17 protein-coding genes and 1 pseudogene are annotated in these 23616 nt (G+C 51.4%); 15 read left to right on the plus strand and 3 right to left on the minus strand.

Annotated elements, in window-relative coordinates; all coding sequences use genetic code 11:
* The first annotated feature begins 71 nt into the window (after window positions 1-71).
* The 15 genes from HI950_RS36800 to HI950_RS22360 all read left to right on the plus strand — a co-directional run bounded on the left by HI950_RS36800 (window position 72) and on the right by HI950_RS22360 (window position 20504).
* Window positions 72-2912, plus strand: a complete 2841-nt coding sequence (locus tag HI950_RS36800; protein ID WP_169082661.1) for an extracellular solute-binding protein — start codon at window positions 72-74, stop codon at window positions 2910-2912.
* Window positions 2909-3808, plus strand: a complete 900-nt coding sequence (locus HI950_RS22295) for a carbohydrate ABC transporter permease (RefSeq protein ID WP_169082660.1) — start codon at window positions 2909-2911, stop codon at window positions 3806-3808. Before HI950_RS36800 ends, HI950_RS22295 begins: the two co-directional genes overlap by 4 nt.
* A 16-nt stretch (window positions 3809-3824) precedes the next feature.
* Entirely contained in the window at window positions 3825-4694 is an 870-nt protein-coding gene (locus HI950_RS22300; RefSeq protein ID WP_169082659.1) for a carbohydrate ABC transporter permease, read from the plus strand.
* Window positions 4695-4714: 20 nt separating this feature from the next.
* Entirely contained in the window at window positions 4715-6181 is a 1467-nt protein-coding gene (locus tag HI950_RS22305) for a hypothetical protein (protein WP_169082658.1), read from the plus strand.
* A complete protein-coding gene (locus HI950_RS22310) occupies window positions 6178-6810 on the plus strand; it encodes a YIP1 family protein (RefSeq protein WP_169082657.1) in 633 nt (210 codons plus the stop codon). Before HI950_RS22305 ends, HI950_RS22310 begins: the two co-directional genes overlap by 4 nt.
* Window positions 6811-6842: 32 nt before the next feature.
* A complete protein-coding gene (locus tag HI950_RS22315; protein ID WP_169082656.1) occupies window positions 6843-9071 on the plus strand; it encodes a DUF5696 domain-containing protein in 2229 nt (742 codons plus the stop codon).
* 11 nt (window positions 9072-9082) lie between these two features.
* Complete coding sequence (locus tag HI950_RS22320) at window positions 9083-9985, plus strand: carbohydrate ABC transporter permease (protein WP_169082655.1); 903 nt, start codon at window positions 9083-9085, stop codon at window positions 9983-9985.
* A 22-nt stretch (window positions 9986-10007) separates the two neighbouring features.
* A complete protein-coding gene (locus tag HI950_RS22325; RefSeq protein ID WP_169082654.1) occupies window positions 10008-10967 on the plus strand; it encodes a carbohydrate ABC transporter permease in 960 nt (319 codons plus the stop codon).
* Between the two features lie 139 nt (window positions 10968-11106).
* On the plus strand, window positions 11107-12462 hold the full coding sequence (locus HI950_RS22330; protein ID WP_169082653.1) for an ABC transporter substrate-binding protein: 1356 nt from the start codon (window positions 11107-11109) through the stop codon (window positions 12460-12462).
* A 136-nt stretch (window positions 12463-12598) separates the two neighbouring features.
* Window positions 12599-14113 (plus strand): glycoside hydrolase family 32 protein, encoded by a 1515-nt coding sequence (locus HI950_RS22335; RefSeq protein ID WP_169082652.1) that lies wholly within the window; start codon window positions 12599-12601, stop codon window positions 14111-14113.
* 21 nt (window positions 14114-14134) lie between these two features.
* The gene (locus HI950_RS22340) at window positions 14135-15595 is read left to right on the plus strand and encodes a glycoside hydrolase family 32 protein (RefSeq protein ID WP_169082651.1); all 1461 of its coding nucleotides are present in this window, start codon (window positions 14135-14137) and stop codon (window positions 15593-15595) included.
* Window positions 15596-15616: 21 nt separating this feature from the next.
* On the plus strand, window positions 15617-17116 hold the full coding sequence (locus HI950_RS22345; protein ID WP_169082650.1) for a glycoside hydrolase family 32 protein: 1500 nt from the start codon (window positions 15617-15619) through the stop codon (window positions 17114-17116).
* Window positions 17110-18117, plus strand: coding sequence for a PfkB family carbohydrate kinase (locus HI950_RS22350; protein WP_191297006.1), 1008 nt, complete (start codon window positions 17110-17112; stop codon window positions 18115-18117). The genes HI950_RS22345 and HI950_RS22350 overlap by 7 nt, the downstream gene beginning before the upstream one ends.
* 323 nt (window positions 18118-18440) lie before the next feature.
* Complete coding sequence (locus HI950_RS22355; RefSeq protein WP_169082649.1) at window positions 18441-19892, plus strand: FAD-dependent oxidoreductase; 1452 nt, start codon at window positions 18441-18443, stop codon at window positions 19890-19892.
* Between the two features lie 15 nt (window positions 19893-19907).
* Window positions 19908-20504, plus strand: a complete 597-nt coding sequence (locus tag HI950_RS22360; protein WP_169082648.1) for a TetR/AcrR family transcriptional regulator — start codon at window positions 19908-19910, stop codon at window positions 20502-20504.
* An 80-nt stretch (window positions 20505-20584) separates the two neighbouring features.
* Here HI950_RS22360 and HI950_RS22365 read toward each other — a convergent pair whose 3' ends face one another.
* From HI950_RS22365 to HI950_RS22375, 3 genes and pseudogenes are all read right to left on the minus strand, one after another.
* Window positions 20585-22117, minus strand: a complete 1533-nt coding sequence (locus HI950_RS22365) for a CotH kinase family protein (RefSeq protein ID WP_169082647.1) — start codon at window positions 22115-22117, stop codon at window positions 20585-20587.
* Window positions 22118-22132: 15 nt separating this feature from the next.
* Window positions 22133-22849, minus strand: a complete 717-nt coding sequence (locus HI950_RS22370; RefSeq protein WP_169082646.1) for a DUF4956 domain-containing protein — start codon at window positions 22847-22849, stop codon at window positions 22133-22135.
* 1 nt (window position 22850) lies between these two features.
* Window positions 22851-23565, minus strand: a pseudogene (locus HI950_RS22375) (polyphosphate polymerase domain-containing protein).
* Between the last annotated feature and the right edge of the window lie 51 nt (window positions 23566-23616).

The raw sequence follows: 23616 nt of genomic DNA on the forward strand, positions 1-23616 counted from the left end.
AGAAATTCAAGGAGCCCTCACCCTGATTATTCAGGGCGGGAGAGCGGAAAAAACGAATTCGGGGGTTGGCCGTGAATAAAAATTGGATCTTTTACAGCGTGATGTGCTTGCTTCTCATTGTAACGATAGGCGCGGCGGCAGTGTTCTCCTATTCCGAGGAGGAGGCCGCTAGCGCAACAGCATACAAGCTTACGGGTGCCAAGCGTCCGACAGATGGCATTTTGCTCGGTGCGGGCAGCATAAACGCTGCGCAAGCGAGTGCGGTTGTTCTGCCAGAGTGGCAGGGACGAGAGCAAGTCGCGCAGTGGAATGAGGGCGAGACGCTTGAATGGACGGTTAACGTAGCGGATGATGCCGATTTTGAGCTATCCCTCGGCTATTATCCGCTTAAAGGAAATGGGCAGCCGATCGAGTTTATGCTCTATGTCGACGGTGAGGCGATTTCTGATCCGTATGCGCCCTTTGAGCTGAACCGGTTGTTCTACGACGAGCCGGGCGCGCTGAAGAGAAGCGGCGGGAACGAGCTTCGGCCGAAGCAGCTTGAAGGAGAAGTATGGCTGAACACGAAAGTGGCGGCCGCAGGAGAGCTGGAGGATGGGCCGCTTCGCCTCTCGCTGAAGAAGGGCGAGCATGTGATCCGGCTTGAAAATGTGAGGGAGAGCGCGGTTGTGGATTACCTCCAGCTGACGAAGGTAACGAATACGCAAAACTATGCGGAGTACAAAGCATCACTTGCATCGAATGCTTCCGATGGAAGCGGCAAAACCTTCGTTACGGTTCAAGCGGAGCACGCGTATGCCAAGTCGGCATCGGGATTGTTTCCGACGACCGACAGAACATCGCCGTTGACGACTCCTTATAGCCCGACGAAGCTTCGAATCAACACGATCGGCGGCAGCAACTGGGATGCCCCCGGCCAATGGATCAGCTATAAATTCGAGGTGCCGGCGGACGGACTTTACAAAATCGGCGTTCGTTATCATCAGAATGAGGTGAAGGGCTCATTCGTCTCCAGGAAGATCGAGCTGGACGGCAGCGTCCCGTTCCAAGAGCTGAATGCGGTTCGTTTCCCCTATGAATTGAAATGGGATGTGAAGGAGCTGGGGGAAGAGGCTGGCAAGCCGTACTTATTTTATATGGCGAAGGGCGAGCATGAGCTTAAGCTGGAGGTTACGCTTGGCGACCTTGCGCCGGCGGCGCAAAGCATTCAGCAAATGGTCTACGACCTCAATCAGCTGTACCGCAAAATCGTGATGATTACGGGCGTCAAGCCTGATATCTACCGCGATTATGAAATCGACAAAAGCGTACCGGGCTTGATCATGCAGTTCGAAAAACTGTCCGCGCAAATGAAAGAGGAAGCAGTCAGACTTGATCAATTGTCAGGGCAAGCGAATGCAGGCTCCCGCAATTTAAAGCTGCTTGCGCTTCAGCTGGATGGGTTCATCGACCGGCCGGACCAAATACCGAAGCGTTTGGAAAATTACAAAACAAACATTACGGCGCTAGCCGATTGGATGCTAAGCGCCATGAAGCAGCCGCTTGAGCTTGATTATTTGTATATTGCCTCGAAGGAGCAGGAACGTCCGCAGGCGGAAGCGGGACTTATCGCGCAAAGCATGCATGAAATTCGGGCATTCGCAGGCTCGTTTCTGCAAAACTACGATTCCATGGAAGGCAGCGAGGACGCGGAGCGCTCCATTCAAGTATGGACGGGACTCGGCCGCGACCAAGCGTTTGTATTAAAGCGATTGATTGATGAGTCATTCATTCCCGAAACGGGCATTAGCGTCAATTTGAATTTGGTCGGAACCTCCCTTGTGACTGCCGTAATGGCGGGAGAAGGGCCGGATGTCAATCTATTCACAAGCCGCGGCGATACGATGAACTTAGCTGTACGCGGAGCGCTGACTCCCCTTGATTCATTCAGCGAATTCGATTCGATGAGGAAGGAATACATGGATACGGCATTCATTCCGTACCAGTACAAGGACAGTACCTTCGCCATACCGGATGATCAGGAATTTTTTATGCTGTTCTACCGGAAAGACGTCTTGAAGGAGCTTGGCATCGAGCCTCCGCAAACCTGGGAGGAGCTGCTCAAAATCGCTCCCGTACTGCAAAACAACAATATGCAAATCGGCTTGCCATACGAGAATCTGGATGCCTTTCAGCTGCTGACGAAAGGGATTGGCTCGCTTAATCTGTTCCCGACGCTTCTCATGCAAAACGGCAGCAGCATCTACAATGAGAAGGAGGACGGTACGCGCTTCGACGAGCCGCAGGCGTTCACCGCTTTCAAACAGTGGACGGACTTTTATAACCTTTACGATTATCCGCTCTACAAGGATGACTTTAACCGTTTCCGTACAGGAGAGATGCCGATCGTCGTCTCGACCTATAAGCTGTATACCCGCTTGGCGGCAGCAGCGCCTGAAATAACCGGCACATGGGATATGGTGCCGATACCGGGCATGAAAAGAACGGACGGAACGATTGACCGCTCGACCGGCGCGACGGGTACGGCTTCGATCATTTTGAAGGATGCCAAAAACAAGGATGATGCGTGGGCATTCATGAAATGGTTCAACCGGCCGGAGATCCAAAGCCAGTTCGCAAGCGAGCTGGAAAACGAGATGGGCGTGCTGGGCCGAAGAGTGCCAGCCAATCTGATCTCGTTCGAATCGACCAATTGGAGCCGCGCCGAGCAGGCAAATCTAACCGAGCAGTGGAAGCAGGTCAACGAAATTCCAGAGCTTCCGGGGGGCTATTATACGTCACGAAACATCGATAATGCGTTCCGCGAGGTCGTGTTCCAAATGGGCAATGCGAGGGAGAGCCTCTTCTATTGGAATAAGGGCATCAATGAAGAAATTAAACGAAAAAGGTATGAATTCGGGGTGGAGCAATGAAAAGGTCAATAAGCCAAACGATCGGCAGACATAAGGAAAGCTATTTGCTGATGACGCCGTACATGATTTTCTTTCTGCTCTTCACCATACTTCCCGTCGTTCTATCGATCGTGCTGGGCTTTACCTACTACAACATGATTGAGCCGCCGCGCTTTATCGGCTGGTATAACTTCATCCGGTTGTTTCTGGATGATGACATCTTTATCGTCGCGATGAAAAACACATTGTTCTTCGCCTTCGTGACGGGTCCGCTAAGCTACCTGCTTAGCTTCCTGGTCGCTTGGATGATTAACGATCTGTCGAAGACGCTGCGCTCCATCGCGACGACGGTATTTTATATCCCGACTATTATTGGGATATCGGTATTCCCGATGTGGCGGCTCATATTCAGCCCGGATGCTTACGGCTATTTGAACGGCATGCTGATGGGGCTAGGAATCATAAGCGACCCTATCGCATGGCTGCTTGATAAGGAGTACATTTTGCTCATTCTGATCGTCGTTCAGCTTTGGATGAGTCTAGGCATAAGCTTCCTGGCCTTCGTGGCAGGCTTGCAAACGGTGGACCGCAGCCTCTATGAAGCGGGCGTTATGGATGGCATCAAAAATCGGTTCCAGGAGCTGTGGTATATTACGCTGCCCTCGATGATTCCGCAGTTGATCTTCGGAGCGGTTATGCAAATCGTTATCTCCTTCAGCGTCGCCGATGTTTCCATACAGCTTGCAGGCTTTCCAAGCACGGAGTATGCAGGCGAAACGCTGGTCACCCACATTATGGATTACGGCAGCATCCGTTATGAGATGGGCTATGCATCCGCGATGGCGGTCGTCTTGTTTTTCATGATGGTATTTACGAACCGGCTCGTTACGAAAATATTGCAGAAGGTCGGAATTTGATCGCAGGAGGACATCCATGTTCACGATTACTACTAAAAAATCCGGCACGAAAGCAAGGCGCTCGCTTGCCGGCAACATCGCGATATTCGGATTCGTGGCGCTTCTCGGTATTTTCTCCGCGTTTCCGTTCATCTTCGCTGTCATAACATCGCTGAAGCCGATTGACGAGCTGCTGCAATTCCCGCCTCGCCTAATCGTCATGAGGCCGACATTCAATAATTTTACGGATTTGTTCCAGCTGGCATCCAATATGTGGGTGCCGCTGTCCCGGTACATTTTTAATACGGCCTTTATCTCGATTGTAGGTACGGCGCTGCATGTGCTGTTCGCGGCAATGGCGGCCTATCCGCTCGCGAAGCATAAGTTCCCGGGAAGAAATGTTTTGTTCTCCATCATCGTCATGGCGCTGATGTTCGTTCCGCAGGTGACATTCATTCCGCAGTTCGTGCTCATGTCGCAGCTGGGCATTGTAAACACCTATGTGGCGTTAGTGCTGCCTTGGATTGGCGCATCGCTTGGGCTGTTCCTCATGAAGCAGTTCATCGAGCAGCTTCCTGACGCGATTTTGGAGGCGGCGCGCATTGACGGGGCGAGCGAATTTCGTACGTTCTTCTCGATCATTTGGCCGAATTCGACGCCTGCCATTATGACGGTCGTCATCTTCCAATTTATTAATTTATGGAACTATGCGCCGAAGGAGCTCATTTTTGACGAATCGCTCAAGGTGTTCCGAATGGCGCTTGAGCAAATCGTAACAGGCGACCCTATAGCAAGGATGGGTGCCGGAGCAGCCGCAGCGGTCATCCTGATGATTCCGCCCATTATCGTATTTATATTACTGCAGCGGAAGGTTGTTGAGACGATGACCTTCGCCGGGATCAAATGATGGAGGGTAAAGGTGAAGCCATGAAAATCAAACTTGTGCTGGCTGCCGCGCTGCTTCTCCCGACTTTGGCCGCAGCGCCGATAGTGGTAAAGGCGGAGGCGCCTTACCAGTCTTATGTTTACGACGAATGGAATACATCGAAGGCGGCCCCCGCCAGCTATTTGCCCGAGCGCACGTATTCGGGAAACGAGATAGGAGCCGGGACCTTCAGCGAGCCGCAGGATCTGTTCGTTGACAAGCGCAGCAATATCTACATCGCGGATACCGGAAATAAACGGATCGTAAAGCTGAATGACCGGTTTGAGACCGTCGACATCATTGACAAGCTGGATTTAGGCGGCAAAGAGATGAAGCTTGCTTCGCCGATGGGACTGTTTGTTGCAGGTGACGGCACGATGTATATCGCCGATAAGGATAACGGCCGCATTTTGCGAGTTGGCGCGGATAAGAAGGTGCAGCTGGTCATTGAGAAGCCAACCGATCCGCTCATTCCAGCGGGCTTTAAGTTTAAGCCGACGAAGGTGGCTGCCGATCAAGCCGGGCGCATTTATGTGCTGTCCGAAGGGCAGTTCTACGGTCTCATGCAGTTTAACAGCGAGGGGCAATTTACGGGCTATTACGGGAGCAATAAGGTGGAGGTAACGCCGGCTGTCGTGCTCGAAACCTTTTGGAAAAACCTGCTGTCGAAGGAGCAGCGCTCGGCGATGATGAAGCTGCTGCCTATCGAATATTCGAACCTCGATATCGGCTATGACAATTTCGTCTATACGACGACGATCATATCCAAAAATTCGCGGGAAGAAATAAAGAAGCTGAACCCGCTTGGCAACAACGTTCTGATGGGCCAAAGCGGCAGCGATTTTGGCGACAAGGAGTTTTCCTTCAAGCAGGGAGTGAAGCAGGATACGTCGTTCGTCGACCTAAGCGTAGACGAGGACGGCTTCATTGCCGGGCTGGACCGCACGAGAGGACGTGTATTCGAATACGATTCGGAAGGCAATCCGATTGCGGTATTCGGCTCGCTCGGCAATCAGAAGGGAACCTTCCTGCAACCCTCTGCGGTGGCATATTGGAAGGGCGAGGTGCTTGTGCTCGATACGGCAAAGCGCAATGTGACGAGGTTCGCGCTATCGGAATATGGCTCGCTAGTTCGTAAAGCGACTGTTCTATACAACCAGGGGCTATACGAGGAAGCGGCGGTGATCTGGCAGTCAGTTGCCAAGCGAAATGCCAATAACAGCATCGCTTATGTGGGGATTGCCAAGGCGCTTGAGAAGGAAGGGAACTATGATGCTGCCCTCTCCTATTACCGGCAAGGGACGGACCGATCGGGCTATTCGGATACGTTCGGGCAAATTCGGATGACGGCCGTACGCGAGAACCTGCCGATCATCATGACGATTTTTATAGGCGCGATCGTTTGTTATTACGGCTATAAAGTGCTTAAAAGTACTAGGAGCAAGAGACGAAGGGAGGTTAACCGATGATGGCTGCGGCTGTTTCCTCGAAGAGACTCAATCCGCTGAGCTCGCTGCTGCATCCCTTTGACAGCTTTTATTCCGTCAAGGAGGAGGGCAAGGGCTCTCTGCTAGCCTCGGGCATTATTGTTCTCGTTTTTTTTATCGCCTCGATCTTCAAGCGGCAAAGCACGGGCTATACGTTTAACCTTGTCGATCTGAGCGCTTTAAACGTATGGCTGATCGCAGCAAAAACCGTAGCTCTGTATGGGCTATGGGTAGCCGGCAACTGGGCTGTGGCGACATGGATGGATGGTGAAGGCAAAGCAAGGCAAATTGCAATCGTCAGCGCATACGCCATCATTCCTTATGTGGCAGCGGTTGTCGTATCGACGCTTCTCAGCAAGGTGCTTGTGCAAGAAGAGGGTATGTTTCTTGGCTATTTAACGTCAGTGGCGATGGTATGGAGCGCGGTGCTGATGTTTATCGGCCTGCTCACCATTCATGATTACGGGGCGGTTAAGACGCTTCAATCGGTTGCCCTGACGGTCGCGGCGATGGGCGTTGTCATCTTCCTGACCATGCTGTTCTATACGCTGTTCCAGCAGGTATATGTGTTCATCTATACGGTATACAACGAAATGCTGTTCCGCTTATGAGGCAGAACGCGGATCAGAAAGGAGTAGGCAGCATGAAATTACGAATAGGGACGGCATTTTTGGCGGCAATGCTGCTTGTAATGTCTGCTGCGGGAGGACTAGAGCTGAGTTTTGCGGCAGGGCAAGTGCAGGCGGCTAAGTCAGCGCAAAGCGGCGACGTCGTTCGCGCAGCGGATTCCGGCAGGCTTACGCTCGATTATACGCCTTCCACGGCCGAGATCATTGTGACGGATACAACGACAGGAGCGATTTGGACGAGTAATCCAGACGATCGAGAAGCAGATAAGGTGGCCAAGGGGGCCAAAAAAATGGATCTGTCGGCGCAGCTGCTGCTCGATTACGTGGATGACCAAAATAAGCCGTTTCAGCTTAACAGCTTCACAGGAAGCGTGAAGGAAATACAGCCGGAATGGAAAACGGTTCCGAACGGGATTGAAGTCACCTATGCCTTTCAGAAAGCAGGCTTTACCGTGCCCGTCCGGTATGCGCTAAGCGGCGATGCCTTGTCGGCGACAATCGTAACCGAAGGCATTAAGCAGCAGCAAAAATACAAGCTGGTCAATATTAGCCTGCTGCCGTTTTTTGGGGCAGCGGGCAGCGAGAACGAGGGTTATCTGTTCGTGCCCGATGGCAGCGGCGCTTTAATCCATTTCAACAATGGCAAAAGCGGCTACAAAAGCTATAACGAGAGAGTTTACGGCGGCGACCAGTCGCTGGATTATCCAAGCAAAACGGATACGAAGGAAGCGATCAGGCTGCCGGTGTTCGGCATGAAGAAGGATGACTCGGCCTTTATCGCGGTCATTCATAAAGGGGCTTACCAAGCAGGCATTACGGCCGAGGTGAGCGGCAAAAACAATACGTACAACAATGTGTTCAGCTATTTGAATCTGCTCGAATTCGAAACGAATCTGCTGCTGGAAGGAACCTTGAACGAGAAGCAGGTGACCCGTTCCTCGCAGTCGATGACGGGCGAAACAGATTACGAGGTCAAGTATTACTTTCTTAACGGCGAGGATGCCGATTACGCGGGAATGGCTGGCAAGTACCGCAGCTACTTGCAAACGGAGCTTGGCGTCAAGCCGGTAGCTTCGCAAGCGGCAGCAGGCAAGAAGCAGCTTCCTCTGCTCGTCGACTTCGTCGGCGGCGTGAAGAAGAAGGGGACGTTTCTAGGCATTCCGTACAACACGGTCGAGGTGCTGACCTCCTTCAAGGACGCAGCTCATGCAGCTGATCGTTTGCAAAAGGACGGAATAGCGAATCTATCCATTCGGCTTGAGGGATGGGCAGCGGGCGGTGCGAAGGATGAAGTACCGGTGTCGCTTGATGCAGAAGGAAAGCTTGGTGGAAACAAGGGCTTCAAGGCACTGGCAAAAGAACTGGATTCGAAGGGGATCGCTTTTTACCCGGCTGTTGATCCCGTCAAATTATATGAAGGCGGCAACGGCTTCAGCAAGTTTTGGGATGCTGCCAAAGGCATCAGCCGCGCTCCCGTGCTGAAGTATGATTACCGATTAAGCGATCAAACGAAAAACAAGGAATTGAAGCATTGGTATCTGATGAAGCCAGCATCGGTAAATGAGGCGCTTGATCGGTTTGCCTCGGCTGCGGCGAAAGGCGGCCTGAAGCATGCTTCGCTGCAAAGCGTCGGCTCGGTCATCTATTCGGACTTCCGGCGCGACAGCCAGCCGAAGAACGTGACGGGAAACACGTGGGAAAGCAGCCTTGAGACGGCGCAAAGCCATCTTGACGGCTTGCTGTTCGATCAGCCGAATGCGTATACGTTCCCTTATGCGCAAAGCTTGTCGGACGTACCGCTGTTCGCAAGCGGCTTCGACTCGGAGGATGAGGAGATTCCGTTCTACAGCATTGCGGTGAGTGGATTGCTGCCTGCTTACAGCGAGCCTATCAATCTATCGAGCATGCCGCAGCGCTATATGCTGAAGCTGATTGAGACCGGCACGTTCCCTGCCTTTAAGTTTATCGCAAACGATTCCGCGCGATTGATAGGCACGGAATACGATTCGCTATATAGCGTTGATTTAAATCTGCTATATGAGGATATGACGGAGCAATACAATCAGTTGAACGAAGCGCTTGGCGAGCTGGCAGGCCAGGCAATTACGAATCACGAGAAGCTGCAGGACGGCGTATTCCGCACCACTTTTGCAAGCGGCAAAACGGCAATCGTCAATTACAACCATGAGAAAGCTGTCGTTGGCGCTGATACGATTCCGGCGCTTAGCTATCTCATCCGATAGGGGGTGAACGCATGATTAGACAATTACGAGCTTTGCCATACACAAAGAAAAAAGAGCTTTACGGCTTTCTGTTCGTTCTACCCTGGGTGCTCGGCTTTCTATTGTTTTTTGCGAAGCCGCTGTTCACTTCGCTCCTTTATTCGTTTCAAAATATGGAGATGACGCCTGAGGGGCTGCGCGGCGCCTTCATCGGCTGGGACAATTTTGAGTACGCCTTGTTCAAGGACCCGGCCTTCATCCGTGAAGCGACCAATTCCTTTGTGAACATGCTGTATGGCGTTCCGCTCATCTTGGTGTACAGCATTTTCGTAGCCGTGCTCCTAAAAAACAAGTTCCGAGGCAGAGGGTTCATGCGGGCGGTATCGTTTCTTCCCGTCATTATCGCCTCGGGCGTGCTCATGCAAATTTTGAAGGAGGATGTGTTCTCCGAGGGGATGCGCGGCGGGGCAGGAAGCGTGTATTTGTTCGCGGGTGCCGGCATTAACGGTATTTTGCAGGAGCTTGGGCTTGGCTCGCAGCTCATCGAAATTTTTAACAATGTGATCGCTCGCATATTTGATTTAACGTGGCGCTCCGGTGTGCAGGTACTACTGTTCCTAGCAGGCTTGCATGCCATTCCGGGCTATTTGTACGAGGCGTCGTCGATTGAGGGGGCAAGGCCGTGGGAGCAGTTTTGGAAAATAACGCTGCCGATGCTGACGCCGATGATGATGCTCAACATTATTTACACGATTATCGATACGTTCACCGATTATGGAAACAGCGTCATCCTGATGATCTACAATACGGCATTCTCGCAGGTGCGGTTCGGCTACAGCAGCGCGCTGGCCTGGCTGTATTGCCTGGTGATCGCCGTGTTCCTTGGCGCTGTCTATATGCTGCTCAAGAAACGCATCGTCTACATGCAGGATTAAACGGAAAGCGGGGAACTCGAACTTGAATGCAATCATTCCGAAAAAGCAGCTGAATAGGGCAAGGAAGACGCTTGCCTCCATCGCAAGGTTCGCTCTGCTGGCGGCACTGGCTTATCAACTGCTCTATCCGCTGTTATACATGCTCAGCATGGCGCTCCGCCGTCCCGCGGAGGCGATGGATCCAAGCGTCATCTGGGTGCCCAAGACCTTTACATTAAGCAACTTTACCGACGCGCTGCGAGTCATGGACTTTTGGGGCGCGCTTCAGAACAGCATGATCATTGGCATTGGCTGCGGGCTTCTAGACGTACTATCCTGCGCCTTCGTCGCATACGGCTTCGCGCGATTTCATTTCCGTTTCTCTGGGCTTTTGTTCACGCTCGTCATCTTGACGCTGGTCGTGCCGGTGCAGACGATTATTTTGCCGCTGTATGCGGACATGAAGTATTTTGATGCGTTCGGCATTATGAAGCTGACCCAGCTCGTGACGGGCGGGCCGGATTCAATCAGTCTCGTCGGCAGCTACTCCGCCTTTTTCCTGCCGTCGATGCTAGGCATGGGGCTTCGCTCCGGGCTTTACATCTTCATCTTCCGGCAATTTTTCAAGGGCATGCCGAACGAGCTTGAGGATGCCGCGTATATGGATGGCTGCGGACCGTTCAAAACGTTCTTTACCGTTATGCTTCCGAATGCGAAAAACGCCATCATTACCGTGTTTCTCTTCTCCTTCGTATGGCACTGGAACGAGTTCTACATGTCGAACCTGCTGCTTGGCAATTTGAAGAAAAACTTTGCGATTGCTTTATCGTCGCTGCGCGTCGATTTGCAGGCTGTCGTTAATGTGCAGACGATCAGCGATCCGCTTGTCGTCGTCACCCGCATTCAAGCAGGCGCTTTGCTCGCCATCCTGCCGCTGTTCATTTTGTATTTGGTTACGCAGCGGTATTTCACGGACAGCATCGAGCATGTTGCGATTAAATAACGCGACTACGTGCATGAAGGGAGGCGAGGCCCGGCATTTGGCGTTTAGACTCAAGGTGGCTGCAAGCTGAATAAGGGTGTCAACGAAATAAAAAAAGGGAAACAACCAATTGGAAGCAAATAAGGGGAGGCATTTTACAATGGCCAAAAATAGGAAGTCGCTTGCGATCATGATCGCTGCAATGATGATGTTCGTTACGGTAATGGTCGGCTGCTCCGGCAATAATGGCGGCAATACGAAAACAAATGAAGGCGCAGCGACGAACAATGGCGGCACGCCGGAAGCAACGGAAGAGGCAAAGGCTGAAGCGCCTAAGCTCGAAAGCGGCGATATTACGATTTTATACCATACCTCCAAAGAGCAATATGAAGAGAACAAAGCGGCAAACCCGGCTGCCTATGACGCAGTATGGGAAACGGTCGCACAGTTCGAGCAAGCTTACGGGGGTAAAGTAAACGTCATTGCGGTGCCTTGGGGCGACCAAAAATCGACGCTGATTTCGATGGTCAATGCAGGCGACCAAGTAGACGTCGCGCAGGCGAACGATCAAAACTTCCCTGTCTATCCGCTCAAAAAAATCGTTCAGCCGCTTGACCCGTACATGGATATGGCTGATCCGTTCTGGAATACTTCCGTTACCAAAGCGTTCACGTTCGGCGGCAAGCCTTACGCGGCGGGCGTAGGCGCAGCTCCAATCGTAATCTACTACAATAAAACGCTGTTCGATAACAATGGCGTCAAAACGCCGGGCGAGCTGTACAGCGAAGGCAACTGGACATGGGATACGTTCCGCACGACGGCGCTTGAGCTTACGCAGGATACGGACGGCGACGGCAAAAACGACCAATTCGGCTTCGGCTGGTGGGATGCGGGCTACGCGCTTATGGTTGCATCGAACGGGGTGACATCGCTCTCCTACAACGAGGACGGCTCGATCTCTTCCAATTATGAGTCGGACAACATGAAAGAAGCGATGCAGTTTACGCAGGATGCGCTTCTGAAGGACAAATATATCGACAAGGACAAGGAAGGCGACTACTTTAATGCAGAGTTCAAAAACGGCAAGCTGGCGATGACGGCTGAATATGGGTTCGGCGGCTTCACGGTATTCAAAAGCGACTACGAGCTTGATTTTGTTCCCGTACCGACAGGTCCGAAGGGCGCTAAAGACGTTGGTCCTGGCGGCATGTCCGGCTGGTCGATCCCGACGGTATCGAAAAACCCGCAGGGCGCAGCCGTTTTCATCAAAATGATGTCCGAGAACGAGCTTAAGGTAGCAACCGAAAACAATGTGAAGCAATTTGGCCAAGAGAAGGTTGATCAAATGAATGCGCTTGGCGGCAAAATCCTATTTACGCCGATTGGCGTCGAGAAGTATTGGGATGCGAACACGGCTGCTTTGACAGGCATCAAGGACGGCACGCCGGTTGGAACATTCGCGGCTACTGCCAAAGCAATGCTGGAGGAAGGCATTAAAATTACGCTGACCCAATAAATAAAACGCGAATCGATCCGCCGTCATGCACGCATGGCGGCGGGTATAGTTATGAGCGCGCAGATGGGAGGGAAATGATATTTGGAACAAAAAGTGGAAGACGCTTATAGTTGCCGCGGTTGGCCTTGCTGCTGCTTTGGTTAGCTCTTGCAGCGGCAATGAGCAAGAGGCAGCGGCGCCTAGCGCAACGGTTTCCTCCGAGCCGGCTGCAACGGCTAAACCGGCAGACGACGCGAAGCAAGCCGAGGATCGGTTGTTCTGGAAGCCGCCTGAGGGCTGGGTAGGCGATGTCATGCCATTTTCCGATAACGGCCAGATTCATTTGTTCTATTTGCAGGATTGGCGGGACGGCGCTCCCGGCTTTCACCCTTGGCACCTTGCTTCAACAGCAAATTTGACCGACTATTCCTATGCAGGAGAATCGATCCCTTTTGGAGAAGAGCATGAGCAGGATTTGGCGCTTGGCACGGGCAGCGTCATCCAATCGGGCGATATGTACCATGCGTATTATACCGGCCACAATTGGAAGTTTCCGCAGGAGGGCAAGCCGAAGGAAGCGGTTATGCACGCGGTTAGCAAAGATTTGAAGAGCTGGACGAAGGTGGAGAAGGATACCTTTTACGCGCCTGCCGGTTATGAGAAAGACGACTTCCGAGATCCGTTTGTTCTATTCAATGAAGAGAAGGGCGAATATTGGATGCTGCTTAGCGCAAGAAAGGAAGGCACAGGCGGCGTCATCGCGGTATTCGCTTCCAAGGATTTGAGCAATTGGGATGTTCGAGAGCCGCTTTCGGTCGAGGCCTCGTCGTCATTTTTTATGCTCGAATGTCCGGACGTCTTCCAGATGAACGGCAAATGGGTTCTCGTTTTCTCTGAGTTCAGCGACGAAAAGTCTACGCATTACCGTGTCAGCGATTCGCTTGACGGGCCTTGGGTAAAGCCGGAAAAGGATGTTTTTGACGGAAGAGCGTTCTATGCGGCCAAAACAGGCGCGCTAGGCGAGCGGAGGTTTCTGTTCGGCTGGGTGCCTACGCGCCAGCTGGAAAAGGATTATATGAAATGGGATTGGGCCGGCAATATGGTCGCTCACCAAATGGTGATTGGCAAGGACGGCGCGCTGGGCGTGAAGGTGCCGGATGAGATTGACCGCTTATTGTCTAAGCCAACTGAGCTGAAAGCGACACGCACGCTGGGCAGCGCAGCCGAGAACGGTGAAACGTGGGTGCTTGACGGTGCGGCTGGCACCAGCGGCATGATTTTCGAGCAAATGCCGCAAACGGCGAAGATTACCGGAACAATTCGATTCGATGAAAAGGTTGCCTATAGCGGCTTAGTGGTTGGCGTAGGCGAGGAGCCGGAGAAAGCTTACGGCATTCAGATCGAGCCTGCTAAAGCACGTATTCGCTATGATGCGGCTAACGGGGATACGCTTCCTACGACCCAGCCCGACGTGCAGGTACCCATTGCCTTCAAGCCAGACGTTGACTATCCATTCACCATTATTATCGAAAATGATGTGGCGGTCTTCTATATCGGAGATTCCGCGCTTACAACTAGAATATACAAAATGCCAGGGCAAGCTTGGGGCTGGTATTCAAGGGGCGGAAAAACTACGCTATCGAAGCTTGTATTATCCGTTCCCACAGATTAAACGGTAACCGGAGGGAAGAGCATGAACGATTTGTACAAGGAGCCGTTCCGGCCGCAGTATCATCTGACGCCGCCCAAAGGGCCGATGAGCGATCCGAACGGCATGGTGTTTTTCGAAGGCGTATACCATCAGTTTTATCAGTTTACCGGAAGATGGGGACATGCGATTAGCCGCGACCTTATTCATTGGGAGCATCTGCCGCTAGCGCTCGTATCCGATGAGCTGGGCGACATTTGGTCGGGATGCTGCGTTGTGGATACGCAGGATTCGAGCGGGCTGTTCGGCGGCGAAGCGGGACTCGTGGCGATCTTCACCCACTACAAGGATGGCTTGCAATCACAAAGCCTAGCTTACAGCCGAGACAGCGGAAGCAGCTGGACGAAGCATGCCGGCAATCCGGTCATTCCGAATCCGGGCATTCGCGATTTCCGCGATCCAAAGGTGCTTTGGCATGAGCCTAGCGGCAAATGGATCATGGTAGTTTCCGTAAATAAAAAGGTTTATTTTTATTCGTCCAGCAATTTGACAGCATGGCAATTTGAAAGCGAGTTCGGCGCAGGGCAAGGCTCTCAGGCAGCCGTTTGGGAATGCCCGGATCTGTTCCGGCTTCCGGTAGATGGCGATTCCGAGCGCCAGAAATGGGTGCTTCACGTCAGCATTGGCGATAACGCGGAAACGGACGGCTCGACCGCGCAATATTTTATCGGCGAGTTTGACGGAAGGCGCTTCGTGAACGATGATGCGACAGGCGAGCAGATCAGCTGGACCGATTACGGTCAAGATTTTTATGCGGCGGTCACCTATTCGGGCATTCCGCAGCAGGACGGCCGCTGCATTTGGCTGGGCTGGACATCCAATTGGAAGTACCCGTTCGCCGGACCGACCGAGCCTTGGAAGGGCGGCATGTCGATACCGCGCTCGCTTGGACTAAAGACTTCAGCAGACGGTTTCATAAAACTTTGCCAGCAGCCGATCGACGAGCTTAAAAGGCTGAGAGCGGATTCGCTTCGGTTTGCATCAGTGGAGGCGGCGGATCAGACGGTTAAGCTTGATTTTCAAGGCAGCTCTTACGAGCTGATCGCGACTATCGAGTGGGAGGATGCCGATTCATTTGGCCTGCGCTTGCTTTGTTCGGAGACGGGGAGTGAGTCAACTGTTATTGGCTATGAGCCTGCCAAGGAAACGGTATTCGTAGACCGGATGGCGTCGGGCAGGAGCGATTTCATCAATCGTGAGGGCAATCCGTTTCATTTTGGCAAGCGGTTTGAGGCTTCTTGCCGCGCAGCGGATAAAACGATCAAGCTGCATGCTTTTGTGGATGAATCGGTCGTTGAGCTGTTCGTCGACAACGGAGAAACGAGCTTTACGACCTTGATTTATCCGTCGCCAGGCAGTGATGGTCTGGAGCTGTTCGCATGCGGTGGAGCTGCCTTCTTCCGATCTGTTGACGTTTATAAGCTGGAATCCGTTTGGAAGAAATGAAATGACAAGGAAGGATAGGTGATGATTTTGGAAAATGCGACAAGCAAAAGCGGTAGGCATCAGGCTCTCATCGCACAAGCCGACGAAGCGCTGAAGGAAAATAGGGGGACGCTGGACACGACGTTCCGTCTCAACTACCATATGATGCCGCCAGCAGGCTGGATGAATGATCCGAACGGGCTCATTTATTGGCAGGGAGATTATCATTTATTTTATCAGCATGATCCTTATCAGGCTAAGCAAGGACCGATGCATTGGGGGCATGCAAAAAGCCGCGATCTTGTGCATTGGGAGCATCTCCCGGTTGCGCTTGCGCCATCCGAGGATTATGACAAGGGGGGGAATGGCGGACAGGGCTGTTGGTCAGGCAGCGCCGTTGACCATAATGGGGTATTAGCCTTGATTTTTACCGGGCATGTCGATGGCAAAAAGCCGGAGGAGGCTCAATGCCTGGCGACTAGCGTGGATGGCATAACGTTCGAAAAGCATGCTGCCAATCCCGTTATCGCGGACTCGCCGGACGAGAAACGCTTCGGCTTCCGTGATCCGAAAGTTTGGAAGCATGAAGACCTGTGGTATATGGTAGTCGGTTACGGCAAGGACGGCTTGGGCAAAGGAATCATTTATACGTCGAGCGATTTGCTTTACTGGGAATATCGTGGCGCTGCGGCAGAGAGCGACGGAACGATGGGCGATATGTGGGAATGCCCGGATCTGTTTCCGCTTGGAGAAGGCGATCGGCATGTGCTGCTCATCTCGCCAATGAATATTGCGCCAATCAAAAACTTATATTTGTCGGGAAAATTTGATTATGAAAGCTGCCGCTTTGAAAAGCAGCATATGGAGCAAATCGACTACGGCTTTGATTTCTATGCGCCTCAAACGCTTATTGATGATCAAGGCAGAAGAATTATGATCGCATGGATGAACATCTGGGGCGCTGCGATGCCGGAGCAGGCGCATGGATGGCTGGGAGCGATGACGCTGCCGCGCGAGCTGACAATGGCAGCGGACGGAACGGTGCGGAGCCATCCTGTGCCGGAGCTTGCTTCGCTGCGCGGAGCGCATGTGTCCGCAGCGAGTATCACTCTAGCAGGCAGCGGTTTTACTGCTGTAGATCATGTTCAAGGTGATTCACTCGAACTCGATATCGTGTTTGATTTGAGTCAGGCTGATGCGTCAGAGGTTGGCTTGCGGATTCGCTGCTCCGATGACGGATCCTCGTATACGGAGATCCGATATGCGCTGGCTGAGCAAAAGCTCTATATGGATCGTAATCTTGGGGGCGCAGGCGATGGCGGAGTCAGCGAAGCGCCGCTTGCGCCCTCGGAGGACGGACGCTTGCTGCTAAGGCTGTTTATCGATCGTTCCTCGGTTGAATTATTTGCAGGCGAGGGCCGTGTTGCGATTACGAATCGGCTTTATCCCGATCCGGCTAACGTGGGTATTGTCTTCTTCGCCCTGCAAGGAACGGCGATAATCGAAACGTTGGATGTTTGGGAGTTGAGCTCGATTTGGTAACGAAAGCAAAGGTTGAGGGCGGTATAGACGTTGTTGCGCTGGGCGAGCTGCTGATCGATTTCACGCCAAATGGCGTTTCTGAGCAGGGGCAGCCGCTGTTTGAGCGCAATCCGGGCGGAGCGCCTGCTAATGTATTGGCAGCTCTAGCGAAGCTTGGCTGCAGCACCGCTTTTATCGGTGCGGTAGGCGATGATGCATTTGGCCATTATTTGAGCGGCGTGCTGGCGCAAAGCGGCATTCGAGTGGATGGTATAAAGTACTCGGCTGAGGCGAATACAACTCTCGCTTTTGTCCATTTGGACGCTAGCGGCGACCGTTCCTTCTCGTTCTATCGCGATCCGGGCGCCGACCATATGCTGCGCACAGAGGACGTTAACCGTGAGCAGATCGATGCAGCGAAAATTTTCCATTACGGCTCCATCTCGATGACGCATGAGCCTTCGCGGACCGCGACGATTGAGACAGCCTCTTATGCGAGAAGTCAAGGCTTACTGATCTCTTACGACCCGAATCTGCGATTGTCATTATGGGACAATGAAGCGCTGGCGAAGGAGCGCATATTGGAGGGGCTGAAGTACGCAGATATAGTGAAGCTGTCTGAGGAAGAGCTGCTATTCTTAACAGGAACGAGCGAGCTTGAAGCGGGCACCAAGCTGCTATGCGAGCAGTTCGCTTCACTGTCTATGCTGCTTGTCACGCTAGGTGCGAGCGGCAGCTACTGCCGTGCAGGCGAGGTCACGGCGGCTCATGCTGGCTATAGCGTGGAGGTACAGGATACGACAGGCGCAGGGGATGCTTTCCTAGCCGGCATTCTTTATGGACTCCTTACTCGGCAAGCGGTGGGCCAAAGCGAGTGGACGCAGGAGCAGCTTAGCGCCTTGCTCGCATTCGCTAACGCGATGGGCGCGCTTACCGCGACAGGCAAGGGAGCGATTCCTTCGATGCCGTCGCTTGAGCTTATTGCTGAGCTTGCCGGATCATCCGTTATTAGCTTGGCGTAGCTGCATCAAGCTTAAAACAATGTTAATCTGAAAAAGAGCTAGCTATCCTAATCAATGATCACATTGACCGAGGAAGGGCTCTTTTTTTTTTGTAAAGACGGCTTGTACGTCAGTTGACAGCTAGAAAAAAATACCTTATTCTATTGTTGACTGAATGAGTCAATCTAAAACTATCATTTATATTGTTGCACGATTCTATGCACTATTCATTCTATATTCTATGAACTAATCTTTGTACTGATCCTTGCCGTCTTCATTGAAATGGTTTCGTTTGGCTAGTTATTGACTGAATGAATCAATCGAAAATCAAAGGAGCGATAAACATGAGCAGAATTCCAAAAAGGGAAAAAGCAATTGTAATCGGAGGAAGCATAGCCGGCTTGATGACGGCAAGAGTGCTTTCGCAATATTTCGAGGATGTGCTCATCATCGACAAGGATGAATTTCCCGATCTTCCCGTGGATCGCGTAGGCGTACCGCACGGTTTTCATCCCCATCGCTTCACGGCGCGTGGTAAGATGATCACAGAACAGCTTTTTCCCGGCTATGAGGAGGATTTAAGAAAGCTTGGATCTCCCTCTTCCCTGAATAAGACTGCTCATATCATGACGCAATATGGAACGGTAGCCGGGCCTTACGATAGAGATGATATCAAATTTAGCCGGGCGGCTCTCGAGTGGGTCATACACAGACGTGTAAAAGCAATTTCGAATGTGAGGTTTATGCCAAAGCATGATGTGCTTAGGCTTATTACAACTACGGATCAGGCTGCCGTTATTGGCGTTGAGGTCCGGGATCGCGGAGAAGCCGCCGGAAGCGGGAAGAAATGGCTTGCTGATCTCGTAGTGGATGCAAGCGGCCGAGCTTCCAAGCTGACGCAATGGCTGGAGGAGCTAGGCTACGAGGTGCCTGCTGCTGACATCATGAAAGCATCTATTGGCTATAGCACAAGGCGGTACAAGTTGCCTGCCCATATGGCTCATTTGTCCGAGGAATGGGATGTTATTAACATCATGGGTCAACCGTCAAACGGGACGTTTACAGGCGTCTTTTCCTTTATTGAGAATGAAGTGGCTGAAATCGTGCTATATCGTCCCGGCGGACAATATCCGCCAACGATGGCAGAACAATTCGACGAGGCGGTTGCTGCGCTTCCATCTCCACTAATTGGAGAGATTTTGCAAGAGCTTGAACCGATTACGCCGCTGCGCGGTTTTCACGTCAATGAGCTGTATCGTCGTCATTATGAGCAAATGGAGAAATGGCCTTCTGGATTGTTAGTGATAGGCGATGCCTATTGTATCTATGATCCCATCTTCGGCCAAGGAATGACGGTTGCGGCGATCGAGGCGGATTTACTGGACGCCCATCTGCAAGAGCATTTGATTAACCCTGAGGCTCATTTCGAGCAAAGGCTGCTCAGGAAGATGCAAGATGCGGTCATCACGCCTACTTGGTGGTTGAATTGCTCAGCTGTATTGGAGTGGGAGGGTGTTGAATATGAGGCTGCCTCCGAGCCGCTTAAAGGGATTGCATTTGGCCGGCGGTTCATGGATCTAGTGCTCAAAGAGGGAACAGGGAATCAAAATTATCAGCTCTTCGGCATGTACTGGGCAGTGAATACGCTATCGGTTCCGCTGCGGGAGCTGTATAATTTGGATATGGTCAGCACGGTGCTTCATGCTTCAGACGAAGGGCGGAAGCTGCTCGCAGAGCTTTTGGAAGAGCATGGTTTGCCGCTTGAGGAAGTGCTGGATAAGATTATACCTCAGTAAGGAGTGAAGGATGAATTGGCGCCTTTAAACGATGAACAGCTTCATCATATTCGTGATGAACGTAAGGAGCAGATTGCGGGCGCAGCCTTGAAGGTTTTTTCCCGGAGAGGCATTAATGGTACGAAGATGAGCATGATCGCAGCAGAAGCTGGCATTAGCCATGGCTTGCTTTACCATTACTTTAAGTCAAAAGAAGAGCTTTTCATCACGCTTGTCGAACATGCCATGATCGCAGCGCAAGATGCGATGCGGAATGTGTACGATTATCCGGGCTCGCCGATCGACAAGATTAAGTCATTAACCCATGATATGCTTGATGAAAGCGGCACGGATTATTTTATGCTGATTCATCAGGCGAGAACGTCAGAGGGTGTGCCAGAAAAGGTAAAGCAGCTTATCGAAGACTATTCGATGAAGGCAGCCGTTAATCAATTGCTGCCATTGTTCCAAGAGGGACAGGCGGCTGGCCAGATTATCGCTGGCGATCTCGAGGAAATGATTGCTTCTTACCTGTCGGTTGTCAATGGACTTATGGTACTTAATGTACAAGAGATCGGCGGCTATCAGATCCCGAAGGTTCATATACTGCTCAGAATGATTTCACCGAATTAATCGATTAGGATGAGGCAAAACGAAGAGGATCGCTAATCCGCCTTACGGCGAAGAAGCGATCCTCTTTTCTTTCGTGGATGCTACAGTCGTTTTCGCTTATAGAAAACGATGAATGCGCAGGAAAGTAGCAGAATAATAAGCGTAATTCCGACAGTAGCGGCTTCCTTAGGGCTGCCTTGTGTCTGGACGGCTTGCGCTCCCGCGCCGCCCGGTCCGGCGAACCCTCCGCCGCCCATACCGCCGCCGAACCTATCGCCCATGCCGCCCCCTTGACCATCTGGCGGTTGGCCGCCGCCAAATCCGCCCTGCTGCGCTTGGCCGTTTGGAGCAGCGGCGTTTTGGCCAGCGGCATCGTTTTGTCCGGCATTCTGCTGGGCGATGCTGGTCGTTTGTGTTGTATTTAGCGAGAGCACCGTGGCGATTCCGCTCTCATATTCGTCATAGGTATAGAAGGAAGATGGATCAGCTTTCACATAGGGTGAAATCAGGTCACGGATTTCCTGCACCTTTGCTGCTAATACGTCCATAGACAAGTAGCCCTCAATCGCTTTTGCAACAATTTCATGATAGGTTTCTTTATATTCATCGACCGCTAGCAGTTTGGCGACTAAAGGACGTTCTGCCAAATTGCCGGTAGTCGGCTCATCGATTAAAATGCCAGATCCGCCTAAGCCTCCGAAGGCCATATTATAATCCCATGGGAGTACGTTAAAAAGGCCATCATCCTCATACAGATAATAATTATGCTTATTTTGCCCTAAGTAGCTGTCCATGTTGCTTGTAAGCACGTTTAAAGCGATAAACCCTAAAGCTTCATCGACGTTCAGCACACTCTCAATGTCTGTTCCATTGTTCAGCTCATCGAGCATATCGAGCAAAATATCGTCATTTGATTTTTCGGATTTCAGATCGAGCCCTGTGTAGGATTCGATTGTTTTCAGCCAGTTAAGCTCGCTTCCCGTACCGCCGTTCGCTTTGTATAGCGCCCCGTAGGCATTGTCAAAATTCCGCTCCAGATAAGAATCCCCGATTTGCTCGACAGCTAAATAAAAGCCCCATAGCTCATCGTTAACATACACATTTACGTACGAATATTTTGGTGTAGGAAGTCCCATATCCTCTGCGAGCTCGTAGGCAAGAAATTCTCTCATATACGAAGCATCACTGTAATTATTGTTCAAGTTGATTTTAGTTATTCCTTCTAGCGTCTGATTGACATACTCATCAAACGATATTTTGAAGCTGTATCTGTCAGAATCGGCCATATTGACGACGCTTCTCAGACTAAGATTGCCTTTTGCGCGTATGCCGACATTTTCGAAGGTTTGCCCGTTATATTCAACGGTCGCTTCCTTGTATTCCTCAGCGCTGGCATTATCCAGCAGGCTTTGGAACTCGGCTTCATCAATCGTAATGTTAACATCAACGACCTTATCCTTCGGAAAAACCGTTTCATCGAGCGTTTGCTCATCCGCTGATTTATCACTGGCACTCGCCGTTTTGCCCGAGCTGGTGAGGCTGAAGGACGTGCCGCCGACGGCACATCCCGTCAATCCGATAATCAGGAGAATGGAGCAAAAGCATATTAAAAAAACATGAGCTTTCGCTTTCATTTAAGCACCTCCCGATTAGGACACATAATCCCCGCTATAGCTAATAAGCACCGCATTGCGAACGCCAGCCAGCTCCGTCAATTGGTTAACGAAACGTCCGGTTTCGTCGCGCAGACGAACTTCAAGCGTCATTTCTATATTGTCTTGCGTGACTGTTTTTTGCTTTACGTTATAACGCTTCACAAGCGTTCCGACTTGTTTATGAATGAGCTGCTCGGTTGCATCGCTATCGCAGTTGACGACTAGCAGGTAAGGCGTCTCGACAGATCCGCCCTTGACGAAGAAGAAGAGAATGAGACCGACGACGACAGAGCCGATTACCGCTAGAGTGAAGAAGCCCGCGCCTGTAACGATACCAGCAACCGCGGCCCAGAATAGGAAGATCAGGTCGGTTGGATCTTTAATTGGCGTTCTGAAACGTACGATGGATAGCGCGCCGACCATACCTAGCGAGAGTACGAGATTGGAATTAATCGCGATAATGACGACAGCCGTAATCATGGTCATGCCAATGAGCGATACGTTAAAGCTTTTCGAATAAAGCACGCCGCTAAAGATTCGTTTGTAGAGCAAGTAAATGAAGAAGCCAAGCAGAAATGCGACGCCTAGCGTAATCAATATTTTTGAAAGGCTGATGTCTGAAGCAACGTTTTCCATCACTGAATTTTTTAATAGATCGGCAAAATTGGTCGTAGCCCCAGTCTCTGCCGCTGCAGTTGTCGTTGTTTCCATTTTAATAATCCTCCCAAATGTTGAATTTCAAATGTTTGCGGCAAATGACGTATTTTGAAGCCGATTGCCGGTTCAAGCCTTCTAGCTGCAAGGCGATTTTGATATAAGCCGGCATGTAGGCATCGTACTTGACCTCCAGTATGATCAGGTCATTATCAAGGGCACGAATCGGCTCTACGCTTTTGTCAAAAATATCGACGGCGTGCAGTCCGGTGCGCAGCTCCTTGTCAAACGTGATCCGCACATTGCCGTTATCGCATACGTACGGCTCGCGGACATAATCGACGATGACCTTCGGCCTCAGCAGATGATGGCTCATTTCGTCATGAATTTCGTTCAAAAGCGGCTTGTTCGGTTCTTTCAGCACATCATAGTCGCCAGCCATCAGCCTATCGTACATATCCCTGGTAAGTGGTTCCTTCACCTTGGCGATATAGTCTTTGAATTTAATTTTTTTCTCAAAATGAATGATGTTGTCTTGACCGTTATAAATTCGGATGCGATACTTGACCCGGTCCCGCACACCGCCCAGCTTCTCGTGCAGCGCCTTGTTGTTGATGTCATCAAAGTACAAGCTTCGGATATGATATTCGCCAGTCGGCCCGACATGCTTGTCTTGCTCCATCAGATCCTTCAGCCGCTGGCGTATTAATGAAGGATTGATGATAATTAATGAAAAATTTCAGCTCGTTGCGATACGTTAAATTTTTGTTCATTTCACACCTCTTTTCTTGTTCAGCGCCCCTTGTTGCTTACAAATGTTATTG

It is taken from the genome of Paenibacillus sp. PL91 (assembly GCF_012935325.2).
In the GTDB taxonomy this organism is placed as follows: domain Bacteria; phylum Bacillota; class Bacilli; order Paenibacillales; family Paenibacillaceae; genus Pristimantibacillus.

Coding starts and splice junctions, on each gene's coding strand:
- HI950_RS22320 (WP_169082655.1), top strand. CDS start 9,083: ATGATTAGACAATTACGAGCTTTGCCATACACAAAGAAAAAAGAGCTT.
- HI950_RS22340 (WP_169082651.1), top strand. CDS start 14,135: ATGAACGATTTGTACAAGGAGCCGTTCCGGCCGCAGTATCATCTGACG.
- HI950_RS22345 (WP_169082650.1), top strand. CDS start 15,617: ATGATTTTGGAAAATGCGACAAGCAAAAGCGGTAGGCATCAGGCTCTC.
- HI950_RS22310 (WP_169082657.1), top strand. CDS start 6,178: ATGATGGCTGCGGCTGTTTCCTCGAAGAGACTCAATCCGCTGAGCTCG.
- HI950_RS22355 (WP_169082649.1), top strand. CDS start 18,441: ATGAGCAGAATTCCAAAAAGGGAAAAAGCAATTGTAATCGGAGGAAGC.
- HI950_RS22370 (WP_169082646.1), bottom strand. CDS start 22,849: ATGGAAACAACGACAACTGCAGCGGCAGAGACTGGGGCTACGACCAAT.
- HI950_RS22330 (WP_169082653.1), top strand. CDS start 11,107: ATGGCCAAAAATAGGAAGTCGCTTGCGATCATGATCGCTGCAATGATG.
- HI950_RS22295 (WP_169082660.1), top strand. CDS start 2,909: ATGAAAAGGTCAATAAGCCAAACGATCGGCAGACATAAGGAAAGCTAT.
- HI950_RS22365 (WP_169082647.1), bottom strand. CDS start 22,117: ATGAAAGCGAAAGCTCATGTTTTTTTAATATGCTTTTGCTCCATTCTC.
- HI950_RS22305 (WP_169082658.1), top strand. CDS start 4,715: ATGAAAATCAAACTTGTGCTGGCTGCCGCGCTGCTTCTCCCGACTTTG.
- HI950_RS22315 (WP_169082656.1), top strand. CDS start 6,843: ATGAAATTACGAATAGGGACGGCATTTTTGGCGGCAATGCTGCTTGTA.
- HI950_RS22300 (WP_169082659.1), top strand. CDS start 3,825: ATGTTCACGATTACTACTAAAAAATCCGGCACGAAAGCAAGGCGCTCG.